The organism is Streptococcus fermentans (assembly GCF_040888305.1).
Lineage (GTDB): Bacteria > Bacillota > Bacilli > Lactobacillales > Streptococcaceae > Streptococcus > Streptococcus fermentans.
In genome coordinates this window covers 24,000-43,497 of sequence record NZ_JBFNFG010000005.1, presented here as the reverse complement: position 1 = coordinate 43,497, position 19,498 = coordinate 24,000, and the positions used below count along the sequence as shown (strand labels likewise).

Here is a 19,498-nt window from a genome sequence, read left to right as displayed (position 1 = left end):
CTTCATAACGTAACTTCCCAACTGAAATTTAAAAAAAATTTATCAACTTCAAATAAAAAACATCCCAACATAAATTGGTTACTGCTAAATGTGCAATAACCGCTTATGTTGAGACTCAGATAAATACAAAATATTTCGAGTTGATAACTTAAATATTTTGATATGAAAGAATCTACTTTATATTTTTTTATAGCAAGTATCATATCTTCATACTCTATGTTATCAAAAAAAACAATTACTAAAGATTGAACTTGCCAATAAGTCTTTGACTTTCTACTTGCTACTTCGAAGTTTCTTACGGATTTTATAGGCTATATTAAACAAGAAATACAATGAGCTAGTTGGGTAATTAAACTCACCAGCAAATTCCTCGATAGTGGGATTAAACTTAGATTTAAAATTAAATAACCCACCCTCTAAGTTGTTTTCAATTCCACCCATATTATGAGTTTCTGCCCCGCGTTCAAATGAATGTTGAGCAGTCTCAAACCATGTTGGAATAGCAGGTTGATAATGTCTAAATTCCTCATTCATTCCAGCATATAAGTTCTCAGAAGTTTTCCCAAATTCGATGGTCAAAGTTCCAGACAATGGAACAACACTGTTCCCTCTATCAATATGACTTTTAAGAAAAGAAATTTCTTCCTCTAATCGTTTTCTCTCTTGCTGATTCTCTTTTATTTTGCCTTCTTTCGTTTTATCAGTGAATTTCTGCGCTATTTTAAGATTTTTTTCCAGTTGCTGCTCAACTTCTTTCAGTCTATTAGGTAAATCTAAATAGCTCAGTGTGATAAAGGAATGATCAGGATAAGTAGTCAATAACTTCTGATAATAATCTTTTCCTCGTAAACTGATGTTCTTACGAGACTCTGTTTTCTTCATTAAAAATGAAAATTCATCTAATAAATCAAGTCCACCGAATTTCACTTCCAATCCTTTATTTCTTGCAGTTCGGATTGCCTGTCGAGTAGATTTGGACAGTTGATCCAGCGAGAAGTTTTCTTTATGAATATTAGCTTGAAAACGAGGTTGTATGTTTTCTGCCATATCCTTTGTCAATCCTGTCCAATGAACTTTATTTTTTTGCAATTCCTCAACAATTTCAAAAGTTTTAGAATTTTGAATAGTTTTTTGGTCGATCAGACTTCGACTGATAAAAAGGCTTGGATCAAATTTAACCATTATTGCATTGCTTTTTTTAGCAATTTTTTTCAATGTTAAAATCACAAATTTCAGAAGTTCTTTATCTTCATAATTAATAACTGGGCCTCTTGGAATATAGAACATGGAAAATCCTAATGGAAGAGGCTGAATTAAGATGTTCGCTACTCCAACTAGTTGATTCTCTTTATAAAATCCAACTCTCTCATTCCCCCAAGTATCCTTTATCTTGGCCCAATCACTACTCTGCAATAAATTCCCTTGAGGATGATTTTCTAAAAATAAATCCCACTCTTGAACATCAACATTCATTTTATAAGTAAACATAATTCCAGTACCAACTCTCTTAAAAACATATTATTTCGTTAGATAAACATACTTATCCTAGCTACATATCCGATAATTTTCATCCCATCTTTAATTCCATAATGACAAAAACATTCTGATGAAAATTTTTTATTAATACTATACAAAGGGTGAGATTAATAAAACCTCACCCTAAATTTAATAATAATTAATATATTAGTTTGGATAAATGTATCTTACAGTACCTCTTGATGCTGTCGGATTAAACCATCCACGATAATTTCCGATTGGTTGAGTTCCACTACCATCATAGTTACATTCAGAAACTTGAATACGAGTTGATGATTCAACTGCTGTAACAACTGCTACATGTCCGTATCCTCCATCATCCCATGAAGCAATTGCTCCAACTTGTGGTGTAGAACCTGTACGGAAACCTGCAGCCGCTGCACTTGCAGCCCATTGACCACCATTTCCCCAGTAATCGCCAGCCCATGGTGCTAAAGTTTTTGCTCCCCATGTACATTGACCTACTGGATAACTTGAAGCGTTTGAACTATAAGTTGGTCGTTGACTTACAGGAGTTGGTGCAGGTGTGTAACTTGAGTCATCATCTGATGATGAAGATGATGAAGAACTTGAAGTTGCTTGTACTTGTGCAGCAAAGGTTGTATTTGCTGAAGCAGCAACTGTTTGTTGTTGACTTGCTTGTTTAGCTTTATAAGCTGCTTCTGCCTCTGCTGCTGCTTTGGCTTCTGCCTCTGCTGCTGCTTTTTTCTCCAACAAGCTAGCTTTTTCATTTTCTGCTGTAGCTTTTTCAGCTGCAAGATTTAACTCAGCTACTTTCAATTCTGCTTGTTTTGTTGTCAAAGCTTGAGCATCGTCAGCAAGCGTTTGTTGGTTAGCAATGACTGTATTGATTGCTTCGTTGTTTGCAACTTGTTTTTCAGAAATAGCTTTCTTATCTTCTTTTTGTTGCTGCAACATTTTATTGTTTGCTGATACGATTTCACTCATAGCTGCTACACGAGAAATAGCTTCTGTAATTGAGTCAGAGTTAATAATCGTATTGATATAACTTGTAGCAGTTCCGTTCGTTTGTGCACTACGAGCTTGGTTTTCAAGTGATTCATTACGTGCTACGATATTTTTTGAAAGCTCTGCGATTTCACCTTCAAGTTTTTTAGATTCTTCTTGAAGTTTTTCGTTTTCAGATTGTAATTTTTCTTGCTCTGATTGAATAGCTGAAACTTTAGTTTGAATTTCGTCTACTTGTTTTTGAGCTTCTTTCTGTTGAGCTGTCAAGTTACTAATTTTACTATCTTGAGCAGCAATCTTTTCATCTGTTGTATTTGCTTTAACACTTGAAAGAACAGCTCCTTGTGAGACCAATACTGTACTTAACAAAAGTGATGCTAGGATTTTTTTCTTCATAAGTGTGAATACTCCTTCTTTTACGACAATACTAGTATATCAAAAAAAGGCCTAATAAATATTACGCCTTTATTACAGTTTTGTTTCTTTCTTATAGATATATTTTTTCAAAAATAAACTGAAAAATTAACATCCATAGACAGTTTAATATCATTGATGGAACTAGACCATAAACGATAAAAACTGTTATACTTTCAGCAGTTAAGCCAATCATTTGCGCTAGAAGAAAACTGCCAAATTCAAAAGAGAAAGTCATCATTAAAATAGCTAATAGTCGAGTCCATCTATTTGACAAAATAACTGAGTTGCTTTTATACACTATTGCTCCAATAATCACAAATAGAAGACTAGCGATTCCAATCAAATGGAAGAAATAAATATCGTATATAAGCCCTAGAACTAGGCAATAAGCTAAAAACAGATACTCCGATACTTCAATAGTTTCAAACAACAAGAAGATGAAGATAAAGTGGCTCACAATTTGAAAATGTGGAAAAAAACTATTTACAAATTGCCCTAAATGACTGTCTATTAAGACAACTATAGGCAAGAGTAAAAACATCCCTATCTGCTTCAACAGTCTCATGATGGATTCCCCACTAATTCTACGACTTTTAGGTTCATTGGATCAGCATTGAGTTTGACCATAACTTCTCTTGTTAGATAATCACTACTATGGGTAACTGATACAACCTCTCCTACGGGAATATCTGTTGTTTTAAAGTTGCCCAGACCTCCTGTTACTACCTTGTCTCCTTGACTGATATCACTACTACTATTTAACTGGCTTATTTTAAGCAAGTCTTTTTCTTTGTCGTACCCAATGATAATGCCATATATACTAGTAGAACCGTGTTGGATTTTAACGGATATTTTCTCCGTATTTTCCGCGTTGGTCAATAAGTTGACCACAGTAGAGTTATCTTCAACCTTTCCCACGCTTCCAATAAGTCCCCCACCAGCTATAACAAGCATATTGCTTGTCACGCCTTGTTGAGAACCTGCATCAATTGTCAACTCTTGTTTCCAGGTTGCAGGAGTTCTCATGATGACGTCAGAAGCAATTAACTTGGTTGCATTCAATTTTGACTTCATATCCAATAACTGACGTAGTTGCTCATTTTCTTCCTTCAGACTGTCTGCTTCATTCGTTTCCTTCTTCATCTGATAGAGTTCTTTTTTGAGAGTTTCATTCTCGTTATAGGTTCTGGTCAAACGACCTAAATCAGATTTTACGGAAGAAAGCCATTGAAAAGGCTTTTGCACTATTCTATCGACTAATGAAATTTCATCTCCAGCTTTTGTTACAACTGCACTTGATTGTGTTGTCACTAAAAAAACAGAAACTACTAGTATAACGACAAATAGAACAATGATATATTTTGATTTTTTAAAACGATTCATACCTCTACCTTATATTACATTCTAAGATTTTAGCAAAAATAGAATTGCACCCAATACACAAACAAATAATAGCGCTATACTGTCTCTGTTCATCCAATTCAACTGCCGGTACTGACTGCGTCCGTTCCCGCCTTGATATCCTCTAGCCTCCATGGCTGTAGCCAGAGAATCCGCTCTTTTCAAACTTGTAGCGAACAAAGGAATCAAAATAGGAATCATAGCCTTAACTTTTTGGATTATATTTCCTTCTCCAAAATCAACACCACGCGCCTTTTGAGCATTCATAATGCGAATCGTATCATCCATCAAGGTTGGTACAAATCGCAAACTCATAGACAACATGAGCCCAATCTCATGAACTGGAACCTTAAATCTTTTTAAAGGTCCAAGCAAGGATTCAACTGCTGTTGCCAAACTTAGTGGCATAGTCGTCAAGGTTAGCAAAGTTGAGAAAAAAATAATCAACACAAAGCGACAAAAAATGATTCCAGCCTGCTCAATACCATAGCTTGTGATTTTTATAAATCCCATCTCGAACAAGACGTGACCACCAGAGATAAAGAACAGTTGAAAAAGGGTTGTAAAAGCAATCAGAAAAAACATAGATCGCAAACCTTTTATAAAAAAAGATAAGGGAACTTCTGATAAAACAACAAATATGCCTGTTGCAATGAAGAGTATGAGATTTGTAATTGGATTATTGGCCCAAAAAGCGATAATGATCAATAAAATCATTGCTACTAACTTACTACGAGGATCTAGACGATGAATAATCGAATTTCCTGGTATGTATCGACCTAAAATCATATTATCCATTGATAAACTCCTTAAACTCCTCTATCGTTATCGGCAATTGTTCGAAAGAAATTCCTCTGTCAACTAGCCTTTGAGCAAATCGTGTGATTTTAGGAACACCCAATTGGATTTTTTCCATAAATTCGACATTTTGAAAGACAAGACTTGGTTTCCCACCCTTAACTAGTTTCCCTTTTTCCATCACATAAACTTGGTCAGCAAATTCGGCCACATCATCCATAAGGTGAGTTACTAAAACAATTGTTATGCCATCTTGATGAAGCTTTTTAAACAAGGTCATCAACTCTTTTCGACCAATTGGGTCCAAACCAGCTGTTGGCTCATCTAAGACCAAAATTCTTGGCTCCATTGCCAAAATTCCAGCAATAGCAACCCGTCTCATTTGTCCACCTGAGAGTTCAAATGGACTTCGTTCAAAGAGTGACTCATCGATTCCTACTAAAGCTAGTTTTTCACGCGCAATAGCTTCTGCCTCTTCTACAGAAACTCCAAAATTTTGAGGGCCAAAAGCCACATCTTTTAGGACAGTTTCCTCAAAAATTTGATTCTCTGCAAACTGAAACACCAACCCAACTTGTTTACGAATTTGACGAATTTGCTTATTGACAGATGTTGATGTAATCAATGTATCAAAGACACGAACACTTCCCTCTGTGGGAACTAGCAAACCATTTAAAAGTTGCAAAATTGTGGATTTCCCACTTCCTGTATGCCCAATAATAGCAGTATAGGAACCATCTTCTATGGTCAAACTGACATCTGACAAAGCAGCTGAGGCAAAGGGGGTTCCTTCCTGATAAGTATAACTAACATTGTCTAGAATAATTCCCATAAAGCCTCCTCAAGCTCCTCCTCGGTCAGGTAGTACTCTGGTAATTTCAAGCCACTGGTACGTAGTGATTCTTTTAATCGGTTTACAAAGGGTTGGTCTAAGCCAATTTGATCTAGATCCGCTCTAGAAAATAATTCTCTAGGGCTACTAGTTGATTCGATTTTCCCTTTTTTCATCACCAAAACTCGGTCACTCATGGCCACCTCGTCCAAATCATGTGTTATGGAAATCACAGTTATCTGATGATTTCGACGAATTTCCTGCACAATTTTAATTAACTCTAGCCGTCCCTCAGGATCCAACATGCTTGTAGCCTCATCCAAGATTAAAATATCTGGTCGCAAGGCAACAACGCCTGCAATGGCTACTCTCTGTTTTTGACCTCCTGACAAACGAGCAGGTTCTTTTTTAGAAAATCCAGCCATCCCAACTAAGGATAGGGCTTCTGTAACTCTACGCTTCATATCCTCAAGTGGAATTCCCTGATTTTCCAGTCCAAAAGCAACATCATCTTCCACAGTTGCTCCTACAAATTGGTTGTCAGGATTTTGAAAGACCATGCCAATTTTTCGGCGTTTGTCCCAGACGTTTTCTTCCGTCAAAAGATCTCCGTCTATCCAAATTTCCCCTGATTCGGCCTCAAGTAAACCGTCAATCAAGCGAACAGTCGTTGACTTGCCACTACCATTATGACCAACGATAGACAACCACTCTCCACGTTTCACGTGAAACGTAATATTATGAACATCGTAATGTTCTTGATCTGCCTGATATCGAAAAGACAGGTCTTTTATCTCAATAATCGATTCCATATCTAACGAAAGGTTCCTTTAAACAAATATGCGCTTCCCTTGAAATAATCATAACCAGAATAAACTGTGAAGAACAAGGCAATATAAAGAGTTATCTGACCAAGTACATTCCAGTGAAGTAGCAAGAATATTATCGCAAACATCTGACTAAATGTCTTGATTTTTCCAGGCATAGCAGCAGCTAGAACGGTACCTCCTGTTTCAACTAAGAGCAAGCGCAAACCAGTGACTGCAAGTTCACGGCAGATAATAACTGCTACCACCCAAGCTGGTGCCATCTTTAGACCGACCAACATGATAAAGGCTGACATGACCAATAATTTATCAGCCATTGGATCTGCAAACTTTCCGAAATTACTAACCACTTGCCATTTTCTAGCTAAATAACCATCTAGATAATCAGTGATACTGGCAATAGCAAAAATAACTGCTGCTATTTTATGTAACACTGGAGATGGTCCAACTGATAGAAGGAGAATAAAAATCGGAATAAATAAAATTCTACCAAGCGTAAGCATATTAGGAATATTCTCTTTTTTCATGTTATCCTTCCTTTAGTTTGAACTTAATGTTAGAGTAATCCAACCAGTTTGACCAGTTAATTTTGAAGTGTCAATTTCCTTATTATCAATTTTCACTGACACTCCCTTAACAACACCCAATGTTATGGTTACTGGAGATCCTTTAGAAATGGTTGTTTTAGCTGTTTTATTATTAGGTTCAAGAGTCACTCCTCCTGCTAAATCAGTATCCGAAACACTAATCCAGCTTGTTGCATCTGTAACAGATAATTGAAGCTCCGCAGAATCTTTAGATGTCTTATATTCCACTGATAAAGCATCTCCCTGGCCTGAAACAGTCAAAGTAGTTGCCTCGCTCGAACTTGATGAACTAGTAGCTTGACTACTACTTGATGCTACACTACTAGAGCTACTTGTTAAACTCACAACACTATAAGTTGCTGCAGAAGACGCAGTTGGTTGGGTTTGAATATAATTCCACACATAGTAGGTTACAAAAATTAAAATTGATAAAGAAAAAAGAACAAAGTAAAATAGCGGGAGAAATGAATTTTTCTTTCGATTAGACCGTCTACGTCCTGAAAGTTCAATCTCATCTACATCAACTTCTTCATAAGTAATCATACTTCCCGAATCATAGGCATCTAGAACGATATTTTCATCTAATTCAACAGCCCAAGCATACTTTCTCAAAAATGAACGAGCATAAAAAGTACTCGGTAGTTTGTCAAAATCATCTGACTCCATTGCCTCCAACAAATCCAGCTGAATATCTGTCTTTCTGTGCAATTCTTCTAAGCTCAGTCCTTGGTTAATTCTTGCAAGACGTAAGACCTCACCAATTGTTTTTTTTCTCATACTTAACATTCCTTCTTTCTAGTGTATTTTCTAGCGATTATATCGGGAAAATTGTACAATCAACCATATCGCTATTATCTATCAAATCATGTCCTGCTTCTAGAACATCTTCTAAAGTAATTTCCTGCAAAAGTTTAGGAAGGTCAAACAGGGTCGAGTCTGTCTCAGTTGGATGATACTGAGTAGCAATATATTCTAAGGAATCCATACTATGAAGAAATTCCCCATACATCTCAGTTTTTACAATATCCAAATGATCCTCTGTTACATCCTCATCTTTCATAAAATTGCGAATAGCTTTACGAAATTGATGAGAAAGTGCCACAGGTTCCTTTGTATCCATTGTCAACATCACAAAATGGAAACGATGATCTACTTCAATTTCTAAAGACAAGGAAGCATCCAGTTTACCAGACTCATATAATCTCTGAAATCTTTGTGAGGTCCAACCAAACATCATTGTGAATAACAATTTCAATAAAAGATGATAACGATACTGATCTCGATTTCCGATTTCTTTATTTCCTCTAATACCAATCGCTAATTTTGGAGAAGCCACGTCCATCCGTATACTTTCAGTAGTCTTTACAGGATGTAAAGGTATTTGTTCTCTTTTAAACTCATGTTTTTTCTCTTGAAGATAAGATTTCTTAGTAAAATAATCTTCAAGAAGTTCAAGTTTAAAATTACCGACCAAAAAGATATTACTATTGACAGGTCTGTAAAACTCTTTAAAGTTCTCTTTCAAATCCTCCAGGCAAATTGCATCAATTGAGTTTTCACTTCCAACAATATCTGAAGCTAATGGACTTTCTGGATAGAGATTTGCGAGAGTATTGAAAAATAGACAAGAATCTGGATCGTCCTGATACATTTCTCTTTCCTGTTGAATGATGTCCTTTTCGCGTTCCACTGATTCTTCAGTCATATTGAAGGTAGTGACAAGTTCATCAAGCAAATCTAAGCACTTTAGAACATTTTCAGAGGTCGAGAAAAGATAGCTAGTATTTGTAAAGCTCGTAAAGGCATTACTTTCAGCCCCTAGCTCTGTAAAAGCTGACATAACATCTCCAGAATCTTCTCTTTCAAAAAGCTTATGTTCTAAGAAATGAGCAAGCCCTTGAGGATATTGTTGCAAGCCCTTACCATCTACTATAAACCTTGTGTCAACAGAACCGACTTGGACACTCACAACTCCATAAACCTCGTTAAAATCCTTTTTAGGTAGTAAAGTAACTGTCAAACCATTTTCTAATCTAGTTTGATACAAAGTTTCTTTTACAGCAGGATAATATTTCTTTTGAAAAGTAGGTCTGGTCATTCTGCTCCTTCCATAAAATAAATAGCCTGCAACTTAAAACTATTTGCTGCTTCACAAATCGCTTCTCTATCAATTTGTTCAAGCTTATCGATTAAAGTTTTTGTATCAAGATTCGCTTTCCCAAAAAAAGTTGACAGATAATATTTATCGACAATAGAATCTTGATTATCCTGAGCTAGTAGTAAGGATCGACGAATCATTTGTTTGGTCTGATCAATTTCCTTATCTGTAAACTTGCCATTTTTTATGTCAATCAACTGATGATTCATCAATTTTCTTACTTTATTTCGATTTTGCCGATCGATTCCAGCAAACAATCGTAAAAATCCACTAAAAAGATCCAAATGACTCGATACAGTATAGGCCAGACCTTCCTTTTCTCGCACTTGGGTAAACAGTTTCGAATGAGGAAAGGCTCCTAAAAGACCATTGACAAGAAGCACTGCCATCTGTGCTTCATTACCATATGCCACTGAACTATGGTAGCCCATCTCTAAAACAGACTGTCCTAATCTCTTTCTAACAATACCTTCTCTAAGAATATTAGAATAGGGTTGTTGATATTGAATGTTTACAGCTGATTTACGACCTATTAAAGGAAATTTATGTAAAAACTCTAAAACTTCAATTTCATTAAAATCACCTAAGAAGAAAATATCTATTTGGTCTTCTTTTAGCATTTTATGATAGCTTGAAAAACATGTCTCTGGAGTCTCTTCTGAAATTCTAGAAATTAAATCTTTGGGAACTAGCTGCATTGATTCTTCTTGGAAAAACAATTGATCTAACTCTTTATGTGCAAAGAAGAATGGGTCTTCCAATTCTGATTCTAGCCTTGATAAGATCTGTTTTTTCTCGATGTCAAAAGCATTTTTCTCAAATCCATCCTCATCCGACAATGGTGTAAACAGAACCTGGTGTAGTAATTCTAAAATTTGAGAAGTTAATACGTTTTTCTTACTTAAAAATTCATCACGCACATAGGAAATACTCAAATCCACAAGATGACTTTGTCCTCTTCGATAGGCGTGCGCTGACAAATCAGTTCCATACAAGGTTGCTAAACGTTTTCTAAACAGTTGAGCAGTTGGATAACTTTGGTTGGCAGTTTCAAGCATACTGGCGCTTAACATGCGACTTGAAATTGAATCCAAAGACAATGGAGCTGTGAAACGCACAGTAATTTTATTAGTTTTAAATTTTTTTGATTGGATAAAATACACTGCAATTCCAGGTACTAACTCCATCGCTTACCTCCTTCTACATAGAGTTCTATTATACCATGAAAAGAGAAATTTTTCTTGTTCTCTTTATCCCTTTTAGAATTAAAATCGCTTTCATTTCTAACGAATTTACCTCTGCCATTTCAAGGTAAAATATGGTATAATACCAAAGATTGAGGTGAACAATGGAATACAAATTATTTGAAGAATTTATCACTCTCCAAGCTCTCTTGAAAGAACTTGGTATTATACACAGTGGCGGAGCTATTAAATCCTTTTTAGCTGAGCATCTTGTCTATTTTAATGGGGAATTAGAAAATCGTCGTGGGAAAAAAGTAAGAATCGGAGACTCTATCGACATTCCTGACATGAAAATCCAAATCATTCTGACGCAACCGAGCTTAGAAGAACAGGAAGAATATCTCCAAGAAAAACTTGAGAAAGAACGTGTGGCTAAACTTGTCAAAGAAATGAATAAGACGGTCAAAAAAAAGTCAACAAAAAAGACCCAGAAAGCTGAAACAAAAACTGCACCACGTTTCCCAGGTAGATAAGTATGTGGCTAAAAAACTTATCCATCAGGCAATTTAGAAACTATCAGGATACTGAGATTGAGTTTAATCCTAAATTGAATGTATTTGTTGGTCGAAATGCACAAGGCAAAACCAATCTTCTGGAAAGTATTTACTTTTTAGCTTTAACTAGAAGTCATCGAACAAAGACAGACAAGAATTTAATCCGATTTGAAGAAGAACAACTTCAAGTTTCTGGAATTCTTCAAAAACGAACGACTACTGTTCCACTTGAGGTTGACTTAACCCCAAAAGGTCGGATTACTAAAATCAATCACTTAAAGCAAGCTCGGCTATCTGACTATATTGGACACATGAATGTTGTACTATTTGCACCCGAAGATTTACAACTTGTCAAAGGAGCACCAGCTATCCGACGTAAGTTTATAGATATGGAACTAGGACAAATCAAACCCATATACTTGTCAGACTTGTCAAGCTACAACCATGTGCTCAAACAAAGAAATACCTACTTAAAGTCAGCGAATCAGATTGACGAAACCTTTTTATCTGTTCTGGATGACCAGCTAGTAGACTATGGTTGTCGAGTGATGGTCCACAGAGAAGAATTTATCAAAAAAATGGAGTCTTTTGGTCGTGAAAAACACTTTGATATTTCGAACCAATTAGAAGAATTGTCAATTTGTTATCAACCATCTGTAAACTTTACTGACAAGGAACACCTATCAGAATCTTTTTATGCAGCACTTCAAAAAAGTAAATCAAGAGATTTATTTAAAAAGAATACTGGAGTTGGTCCTCATCGGGATGATATGATTTTCTTAATCAATGGAATGGACGCAAGCTTTGGAAGTCAAGGGCAACATCGTAGTCTCGTTTTATCTATAAAACTTGCAGAAATAGAATTGATGGAGAGTATCACTAAGGAGTCTCCCATTCTTTTGCTTGACGATGTTATGAGTGAACTTGACAATACTCGTCAACTTAAATTATTAGAAACTATATCTCAGAATATTCAAACCTTTATTACGACAACTAGTTTAGAACATCTTCAAAACTTGCCTGATACCCTCAGTGTATTTACAGTAAACAAGGGTCAAATAATTGTAAATTAAAGTTTACAGTTTTATCAAAACAAAAAATCTCCTGTCAAACAGGAGATTTTTTTATTACATTGAGTAGTTTGGAGCTTCATTAGTGATTTGCACATCGTGTGGATGGCTTTCTTTTAGACCCGCACCAGACATTTCGATAAATTGAGCATTGTCATGCAATTCTTTAAGATTAGCTGCACCACAATAACCCATACCAGATCGGATACCACCAATCATTTGGAAGACGATATCAGCAGCAGCTCCTTTATAAGCAACACGTCCTTCAATTCCTTCTGGAACGAGTTTGTTTGCTTCATTAACAGAACCTTGGAAGTAACGGTCGCTTGAACCTTTCTTCATTGCTGCGATTGAACCCATACCACGGTAAGTCTTGAACTTACGTCCTTGGAAGATTTCAGTTTCACCTGGAGCTTCATCTGTTCCTGCAAACATTGATCCAAGCATTACTGCATTTCCACCAGCAGCAAGAGCCTTAACAATATCTCCAGAATACTTGATTCCACCATCAGCAATGATTGTTTTACCATATTCACGCGCCACTGCTGCAGCATCGTAAATAGCTGTAACTTGAGGAACTCCAACACCTGCGATTACACGAGTTGTACAGATTGAACCTGGTCCAATACCAACTTTAACAACGTCAACACCCGCATCATAAAGGGCACGTGCACCTTCAGCCGTCGCAATATTTCCAGCAATTAGTGTACGATCAGGGAAGTGAGCACGAATCTCAGCGATTTTGCGAAGAACACCTGCTGAGTGACCGTGAGCAGTATCAATAACAATGGCATCCGCACCTGCTTCAAAAAGTGCTTCTGCACGTTCAAATGTATCTGAAGTAACCCCTACAGCACCCGCAACAAGAAGGCGACCAAACTCATCTTTTGCTGCATTTGGGAATTCAATTACTTTTTCAATATCTTTGATTGTGATCAAGCCAGAAAGACGACCTTCTTCATCAACCAAAGGTAGTTTTTCAATACGGTGTTCTTGAAGAATGCTCTCAGCAGTTTTTAAGTCTGTACCAACTGGAGCAGTAACCAAGTTTTCACTGGTCATGTGTTTTGAAATTGGTTGGTTGTAGTCAGAAATGAAACGCAGATCTCGGTTGGTCAAAATACCAACTAACTTACGGTTTTCTAGAGTTTCAACCACTGGAACACCACTGATACGGTAACGTCCCATGAGTTCATCTGCTTCTGCAATTGTATGCTCTGGAGTCAAGAAGAATGGATCAATGATAACACCATTTTCAGAACGTTTTACCTTACGAACTTCATCTGCTTGTTGAGCAATTGACATATTTTTATGGATAACTCCAAGACCACCTGCACGAGCAATAGCAATAGCCATTTGGCTTTCTGTTACAGTATCCATGGCTGCTGTAATAATTGGGATATTTAAAGTCAAATTATCTGCCAATTTTGTTGTTAAATCCGCATCATTAGGCAATACATGACTCTCTGCTGGAATAAGCAATACATCATCAAAGGTAAAACCTTTTTTCAAAAATTTAGTGTCCCAATTAGACATTGAAGTTTCCTCTTTTCTTTCTTTTTGAGCTTGACGCTTTTTGTATTGTATCTATCATACCATTCTATGAAAATTTGTCAATTATATTGATAATAGATAATGTAAAAAAACTATCCCTTTAACTTTAAAGAAGAGATAGTTTTAGAGTTCATATTTTATCTATTAATGAAAGTAATTTAGCCCCATTGCTGCTTTTACCTCTGATAGTGTTTGGCCTGCAACTTCTCGAGCTTTTTCACTACCTTTTTGGAGCATATTATACACTTCACCCATATCTTTGGCATATTCAAGGCGACGTTCACGAATAGGACCAAGTTCTCTTTCCAAAATTTCAAGCAGGTAACGCTTGGTCTTAACGTCACCAAGACCTCCACGTTGATAATGCTCTTTCATGTCAGCAATTTCCAGAGAATCTTCAGAACGTCCGAAAACATCTAAGTAATGGAAGACCATATTTCCTTCAATCTTACCTGGATCCTCGACACGAATGTGATCTGGATCTGTATACATACTCATTACTTTCTTACGCAAAGTATCTGCATCATCTGACAAGTAGATACCATTATTAAGCGATTTAGACATTTTGGCATTTCCATCAAGACCAGGTAAGCGACCTGCTCCTTCATTTTCAGGATAAATCCCTTCTGGCTCTACCAAAACATCACAGTTGTAGGCATGATTGAAAGAACGCACAATCTCACGCGTTTGTTCAATCATCGGTTTTTGGTCTGTACCTACAGGAACATAATTAGCCTTGAAAGCTGTGATATCTGCTGCTTGAGCAACCGGATAAACTAAAAATCCAGTTGGAATGCTTTCTCCAAAGCCTTTCTGAGCAATTTCTGTCTTGACTGTTGGGTTTCGTTCCAAACGAGCCAAAGACACTAGATTCATGTAATACATAGACAACTCTGCCAACTCTGGAATCTGACTTTGGATGAAAATCGTTGATTTCTTCGGATCCAATCCCACTGCAAGATAGTCCAAGGCAACATTCCCGATAGATTCTACAATTGTTTGTGGATCTTTTGCATGGTCAGTTAAGGCTTGCTGATCAGCCAAAAAAACGAACATGTCATATTTATTTTCTTCTTGAAGGATAACACGATTTTTTAAGCTACCTACATAGTGTCCGATATGTAATTTCCCAGTTGGACGATCTCCTGTTAAAATAATGGGTTTATTCATCTTATTCTCCTTTGATATGGTCCTTTCAATTATAGCATTTTTTTGATAAAAAGACAGATAAATTTTTTTATCAAATAATTACGATTTCAACTACTCAGCTGTCAATTATTTGTAAACATCCTTTACAAATAATTGACAGATAAAAATTTGAATATTTGCTGATTTTCTAGTAAAATTAGAGTATTACATATAATAGGAGAAAAAAATTGCTAACAGTATCTGATGTTTCACTACGTTTTAGTGATCGCAAACTTTTTGATGAGGTCAACATCAAATTTACAGAAGGAAACACCTATGGTTTAATTGGTGCTAACGGTGCAGGTAAATCAACATTTTTAAAAATCTTAGCTGGTGATATCGAACCTACAACTGGTCATGTTTCTCTTGGACCTGATGAACGTCTTTCTGTGCTTCGTCAAAATCACTTTGACTATGAGGATGAACGTGTTATTGATGTTGTTATCATGGGTAATGAAAAACTATACAACATCATGAAAGAAAAAGATGCTATCTATATGAAAGCAGACTTTACTGATGAAGATGGAGTTCGTGCAGCTGAGCTTGAAGGAGAATTTGCTGAACTAGGTGGTTGGGAAGCTGAGAGTGAAGCTTCACAACTCTTGCAAAACTTGAATATCCCTGAAAATCTTCATTACCAAAATATGAGTGAACTAGCAAATGGAGATAAGGTGAAAGTTCTCCTTGCTAAAGCCTTGTTTGGTAAACCAGATGTTCTTCTTCTAGACGAGCCAACCAACGGTCTTGATATCCAATCTATTACTTGGTTAGAAGATTTCTTGATTGACTTTGATAACACCGTTATTGTCGTATCCCATGACCGTCACTTCTTAAACAAAGTATGTACTCACATGGCCGACCTTGACTTTGGAAAAATCAAACTCTATGTCGGAAACTACGATTTCTGGAAAGAATCTTCTGAGCTTGCTGCTAAATTGCTAGTAGACCGTAATGCAAAAGCAGAAGAAAAAATTAAGCAACTCCAAGAATTTGTTGCTCGATTCTCTGCTAATGCTTCTAAATCAAGACAAGCAACATCACGTAAGAAAATGCTTGATAAGATTGAGCTTGAAGAAATTGTGCCATCTAGTCGTAAATATCCATTTATCAACTTTAAAGCTGAACGAGAAATCGGTAACGATCTCTTGACAGTAGAAAATCTATCTGTCAAGATTGATGGCGAAACTATTCTTGACAACATCAGCTTTATCTTGCGTCCAGGTGACAAGACAGCTCTTATCGGACAAAACGATATCCAAACAACTGCTCTCATCCGTGCTATTATGGGTGATATCGACTATGAAGGAACTGTCAAGTGGGGAGTTACAACTAGTCGTTCTTACTTACCAAAAGACAATTCAGCTGATTTTGCTGGGGGTGAATCTATTCTTGACTGGTTGCGCCAATTTGCAAGTAAAGAAGAAGATGACAATACCTTCTTGCGTGGTTTCCTTGGTCGTATGCTCTTCTCTGGAGATGAGGTTAACAAACCTGTAAATGTCTTGTCAGGGGGAGAAAAAGTGCGTGTAATGCTATCGAAACTCATGCTTTTGAAATCAAATGTTCTAGTACTTGACGATCCTACTAATCACTTAGATTTGGAATCTATTTCAAGTTTGAACGATGGATTGAAAAACTTCAAAGAATCTATCATCTTTGCCAGCCATGACCATGAATTCATTCAAACATTGGCTAACCACATTATTGTCCTATCTAAAAACGGTGTAATCGACCGTATCGATGAAACCTATGATGAATTTTTAGAAAATGCTGAAGTACAAGCAAAAGTCAAAGAACTTTGGAAAGACTAAATAATACTTTAAAACTCAGTTGGATTAACCAACTGAGTTTTCTAACATTCTATGAGGTGACATGAAAACATTTTTCAGAAACTATTGGACCTATCTTATTTCTTTCATCATTCCCCTAGTGATTATGTTCGGAGTCTATCTTTCTCAAGGTATCTACTGGAATAGTGATACTTCACCTTTATTAGGGGATGGATTTCATCAATATGTTATTTTTGATCTTAATCTTCGTAATATTTTACATGGGAGTGATAGTCTATTTTATACTTTTACCAGCGGTCTAGGTCTCAATTTTTATGCCTTGTCCAGTTATTACCTTGGTAGTTTTCTATCTCCTCTTGTTTATTTTTTTGATGTGTCAAGCATGCCAGATGCAGTTTATCTTTCAACCTTGTTGAAATTTGGCTTGATAGGTCTGTCAACCTTTTTTAGCTTGAGTAAACTATTTAAAAATATACCAGCCCCACTTCGATTAGCTCTATCTACCTCATATGCTTTAATGAGCTTTACAGTTAGTCAACTTGAGATTAAAACCTGGTTAGATGTTTTTATTTTAATTCCCTTAATTTTAACTGGTTTACATCTACTCATAACGAAAAAAAAACGTATTCTATACTTTACAAGTTTGTCAATATTATTTATCCAAAACTACTATTTTGGTTATATGACTGCCCTGTTTTTAGTAGTTTGGTATTTTTGCCAACTTTCCTGGGATTTTAAAAGTCGCAAATATTCTTTCCTTGATTTTTTCCTAACATCCTTACTCGCTGGTTTAACAAGTTTCATCATGACACTCCCAACCTTGTTTGATTTAAAAACTCATGGTGAAAAACTAACCGCTATTACAAAAATAAAAACAGATGCCAGTTGGTATCTAGATCTATTCGCTAAACAATTTATTGGTGCTTTCGATACAACTAAATATGGTTCTATCCCAATGATTTTTGTTGGCCTCCTTCCTTTTATCTTAACAATTGTATTCTTTACATTAAAATCAATTAAGTTTCACGTGAAATTATGCTATGCAACTCTACTCATTATCATCATTGCTAGTTTTTATCTAGAAGCCTTAGATTTATTTTGGCAAGGAATGCACGCGCCAAATATGTTTCTTCATCGCTATGCGTGGATTTTCTCTACTCTTTTAATTTATATATCAGCAGAAGTTTTTAATAAAGTTAAAGATATAAAATTGTGGAACGTTTTATTCTCAATAACTTTACTTTTATCTGGCTATCTGGCAACCATTTATTTTAAAAATCATTATTCGTTTTTAACTAAATTAAATATACTCTTAACGCTTGAATTCTTAGTGGTATACTTACTGTTATTATTGGCACTTATTAAAAAACTGATTTCTCCAAAAATCTTTTCAATTCTTATTTTGATATTTACAATAAGTGAAATTAGTTTTAATACTTCATCTCAACTAAATGGAATTACTAAAGAATGGGGATTTGCTTCTCGTAGTACCTATGATAAAGATATTCCAAGTATGGAAGCTATTTTGGAGTATACCAAACAGCAACCAGATACATTTACACGAACTGAAAAGTTACAAACTCAAACTGGAAACGATAGCATGAAATTTAACTACAATGGCATCTCACAATTTTCATCTGTTCGTAATCGTTCTGCAAGTACAACGTTAGATAAGTTGGGTTTTAAATCTTCAGGTACCAACCTTAATCTTCGTTATGCAAATAATACTATCATTGCAGATAGTTTATTTGGAATCAGCTACAATATTTCTGAAGCCTATCCAGATAAATATGGTTTTCATCCAAGCTATCAAAAAGATAATCTAACCCTTTATAAAAATCAATTCGCTCTCCCAATTGCTTTTGCTACACAGTCTCTTTATAAAGATGTCACTTTTAATGACCATACTCTTGATAACCAAACTCAATTTTTAAATCAAATTGCTGGCTTAAATGAAGAGTACTTTTATCCGATAGATCATCATACAGACTCTGGTGACAGCGTGGTCAATCTAAACGGAACTGATACTGAAGATGCAACTATCAGCTACAGTATTGAAGTACCTGATAATAGTCAGGTTTACCTTTCCATGACCAAGCTAAATTTTTCAAATGATAAGAAAAAGCAAGTTGACATCATTATCAATGGTGAAAAAAAATCCTTTACCACAGATAATGCTTTTACATTTTTTAATCTTGGATATACAGAAAACAAACAAATTTTTGATATCCAGGTTAAGTTTCCAGGAAATGCTCAAGTATCATTTGAATCTCCAACTTTCTATCGTTTAGATACTAAAAAGTATACGGAAGCAATTAGTAAAATAAAAGAAAATCCAGTAGAAGTGAGCTCTTATAAAAATAAAGTCACTGTAAATTATAAGGTAAAGAATGAAACATCGATATTTTTCACAATTCCTTACGACCAAGGATGGTCTGCTTATCAAAATGGAAAAAAATTACAAATTCAACAGGCACAAACTGGATTTATGAAAATTGATGTTCCTGAAGGTGAAGGAACTATTACCCTTTCCTTTATACCAAAAGGATTTATTGCTGGTGCAAGTTGTTCTCTTATAGCCATTATTGTCTTTATTTTTTATGATATTCAAAGAAAAAAATATTCTAGATAAA

General features: G+C 35.7%; 17 protein-coding genes. 4 read left to right on the top strand and 13 right to left on the bottom strand.

The features are described from left to right. Positions 1–273: 273 nt before the first annotated feature. The 11 genes from AB2B50_RS05860 to yfmF form a co-directional block, all read right to left on the bottom strand. A complete protein-coding gene (locus tag AB2B50_RS05860) occupies positions 274–1,488 on the bottom strand; it encodes an aminoacyltransferase (protein ID WP_049503297.1) in 1,215 nt (404 codons plus the stop codon). A gap of 195 nt (positions 1,489–1,683) precedes the next feature. Beyond that, a complete protein-coding gene (gene pcsB, locus AB2B50_RS05855; protein WP_320693306.1) occupies positions 1,684–2,901 on the bottom strand; it encodes a peptidoglycan hydrolase PcsB in 1,218 nt (405 codons plus the stop codon). Between the two features lie 91 nt (positions 2,902–2,992). Further along, positions 2,993–3,487, bottom strand: a complete 495-nt coding sequence (gene mreD, locus AB2B50_RS05850) for a rod shape-determining protein MreD (protein WP_320692709.1) — start codon at positions 3,485–3,487, stop codon at positions 2,993–2,995. Further along, positions 3,484–4,305, bottom strand: coding sequence for a rod shape-determining protein MreC (gene mreC / locus AB2B50_RS05845; RefSeq protein ID WP_320692708.1), 822 nt, complete (start codon positions 4,303–4,305; stop codon positions 3,484–3,486). The genes mreD and mreC overlap by 4 nt, the downstream gene beginning before the upstream one ends. A 21-nt stretch (positions 4,306–4,326) precedes the next feature. After that, positions 4,327–5,121, bottom strand: coding sequence for an energy-coupling factor transporter transmembrane component T family protein (locus AB2B50_RS05840; RefSeq protein WP_320692707.1), 795 nt, complete (start codon positions 5,119–5,121; stop codon positions 4,327–4,329). After that, positions 5,114–5,953: an energy-coupling factor transporter ATPase gene (locus tag AB2B50_RS05835; protein ID WP_070458186.1), complete on the bottom strand. Its 840-nt coding sequence runs from the start codon at positions 5,951–5,953 to the stop codon at positions 5,114–5,116. The genes AB2B50_RS05840 and AB2B50_RS05835 overlap by 8 nt, the downstream gene beginning before the upstream one ends. Continuing rightward, the gene (locus tag AB2B50_RS05830; protein WP_320692706.1) at positions 5,938–6,765 is read right to left on the bottom strand and encodes an energy-coupling factor ABC transporter ATP-binding protein; all 828 of its coding nucleotides are present in this window, start codon (positions 6,763–6,765) and stop codon (positions 5,938–5,940) included. The genes AB2B50_RS05835 and AB2B50_RS05830 overlap by 16 nt, the downstream gene beginning before the upstream one ends. A 2-nt stretch (positions 6,766–6,767) precedes the next feature. Further along, positions 6,768–7,307, bottom strand: a complete 540-nt coding sequence (gene pgsA, locus AB2B50_RS05825) for a CDP-diacylglycerol--glycerol-3-phosphate 3-phosphatidyltransferase (protein ID WP_049530373.1) — start codon at positions 7,305–7,307, stop codon at positions 6,768–6,770. Positions 7,308–7,319: 12 nt separating this feature from the next. Then, the gene (rodZ, locus tag AB2B50_RS05820; RefSeq protein WP_320692705.1) at positions 7,320–8,144 is read right to left on the bottom strand and encodes a cytoskeleton protein RodZ; all 825 of its coding nucleotides are present in this window, start codon (positions 8,142–8,144) and stop codon (positions 7,320–7,322) included. Between the two features lie 37 nt (positions 8,145–8,181). Then, positions 8,182–9,465 (bottom strand): EF-P 5-aminopentanol modification-associated protein YfmH, encoded by a 1,284-nt coding sequence (gene yfmH, locus AB2B50_RS05815; RefSeq protein WP_320692704.1) that lies wholly within the window; start codon positions 9,463–9,465, stop codon positions 8,182–8,184. Further along, positions 9,462–10,712 (bottom strand): EF-P 5-aminopentanol modification-associated protein YfmF, encoded by a 1,251-nt coding sequence (gene yfmF / locus AB2B50_RS05810; RefSeq protein ID WP_320692703.1) that lies wholly within the window; start codon positions 10,710–10,712, stop codon positions 9,462–9,464. The genes yfmH and yfmF overlap by 4 nt, the downstream gene beginning before the upstream one ends. A gap of 161 nt (positions 10,713–10,873) precedes the next feature. Here yfmF and yaaA point away from each other — a divergent pair, with 161 nt between their 5' ends. Then, positions 10,874–11,242, top strand: a complete 369-nt coding sequence (yaaA, locus tag AB2B50_RS05805; RefSeq protein WP_320692702.1) for a S4 domain-containing protein YaaA — start codon at positions 10,874–10,876, stop codon at positions 11,240–11,242. A gap of 2 nt (positions 11,243–11,244) precedes the next feature. After that, positions 11,245–12,336, top strand: coding sequence for a DNA replication/repair protein RecF (gene recF, locus AB2B50_RS05800; RefSeq protein WP_320692701.1), 1,092 nt, complete (start codon positions 11,245–11,247; stop codon positions 12,334–12,336). 54 nt (positions 12,337–12,390) lie between these two features. Here recF and guaB read toward each other — a convergent pair whose 3' ends face one another. Further along, positions 12,391–13,869, bottom strand: a complete 1,479-nt coding sequence (gene guaB / locus AB2B50_RS05795; protein ID WP_000073399.1) for an IMP dehydrogenase — start codon at positions 13,867–13,869, stop codon at positions 12,391–12,393. A 162-nt stretch (positions 13,870–14,031) separates the two neighbouring features. After that, complete coding sequence (gene trpS / locus AB2B50_RS05790; RefSeq protein ID WP_320692700.1) at positions 14,032–15,057, bottom strand: tryptophan--tRNA ligase; 1,026 nt, start codon at positions 15,055–15,057, stop codon at positions 14,032–14,034. Between the two features lie 206 nt (positions 15,058–15,263). Here trpS and AB2B50_RS05785 point away from each other — a divergent pair, with 206 nt between their 5' ends. Then, positions 15,264–16,886, top strand: a complete 1,623-nt coding sequence (locus AB2B50_RS05785; RefSeq protein WP_320692699.1) for an ATP-binding cassette domain-containing protein — start codon at positions 15,264–15,266, stop codon at positions 16,884–16,886. Between the two features lie 61 nt (positions 16,887–16,947). Next, positions 16,948–19,497, top strand: coding sequence for a YfhO family protein (locus AB2B50_RS05780; RefSeq protein ID WP_320693305.1), 2,550 nt, complete (start codon positions 16,948–16,950; stop codon positions 19,495–19,497). Position 19,498 lies beyond the last annotated feature (1 nt).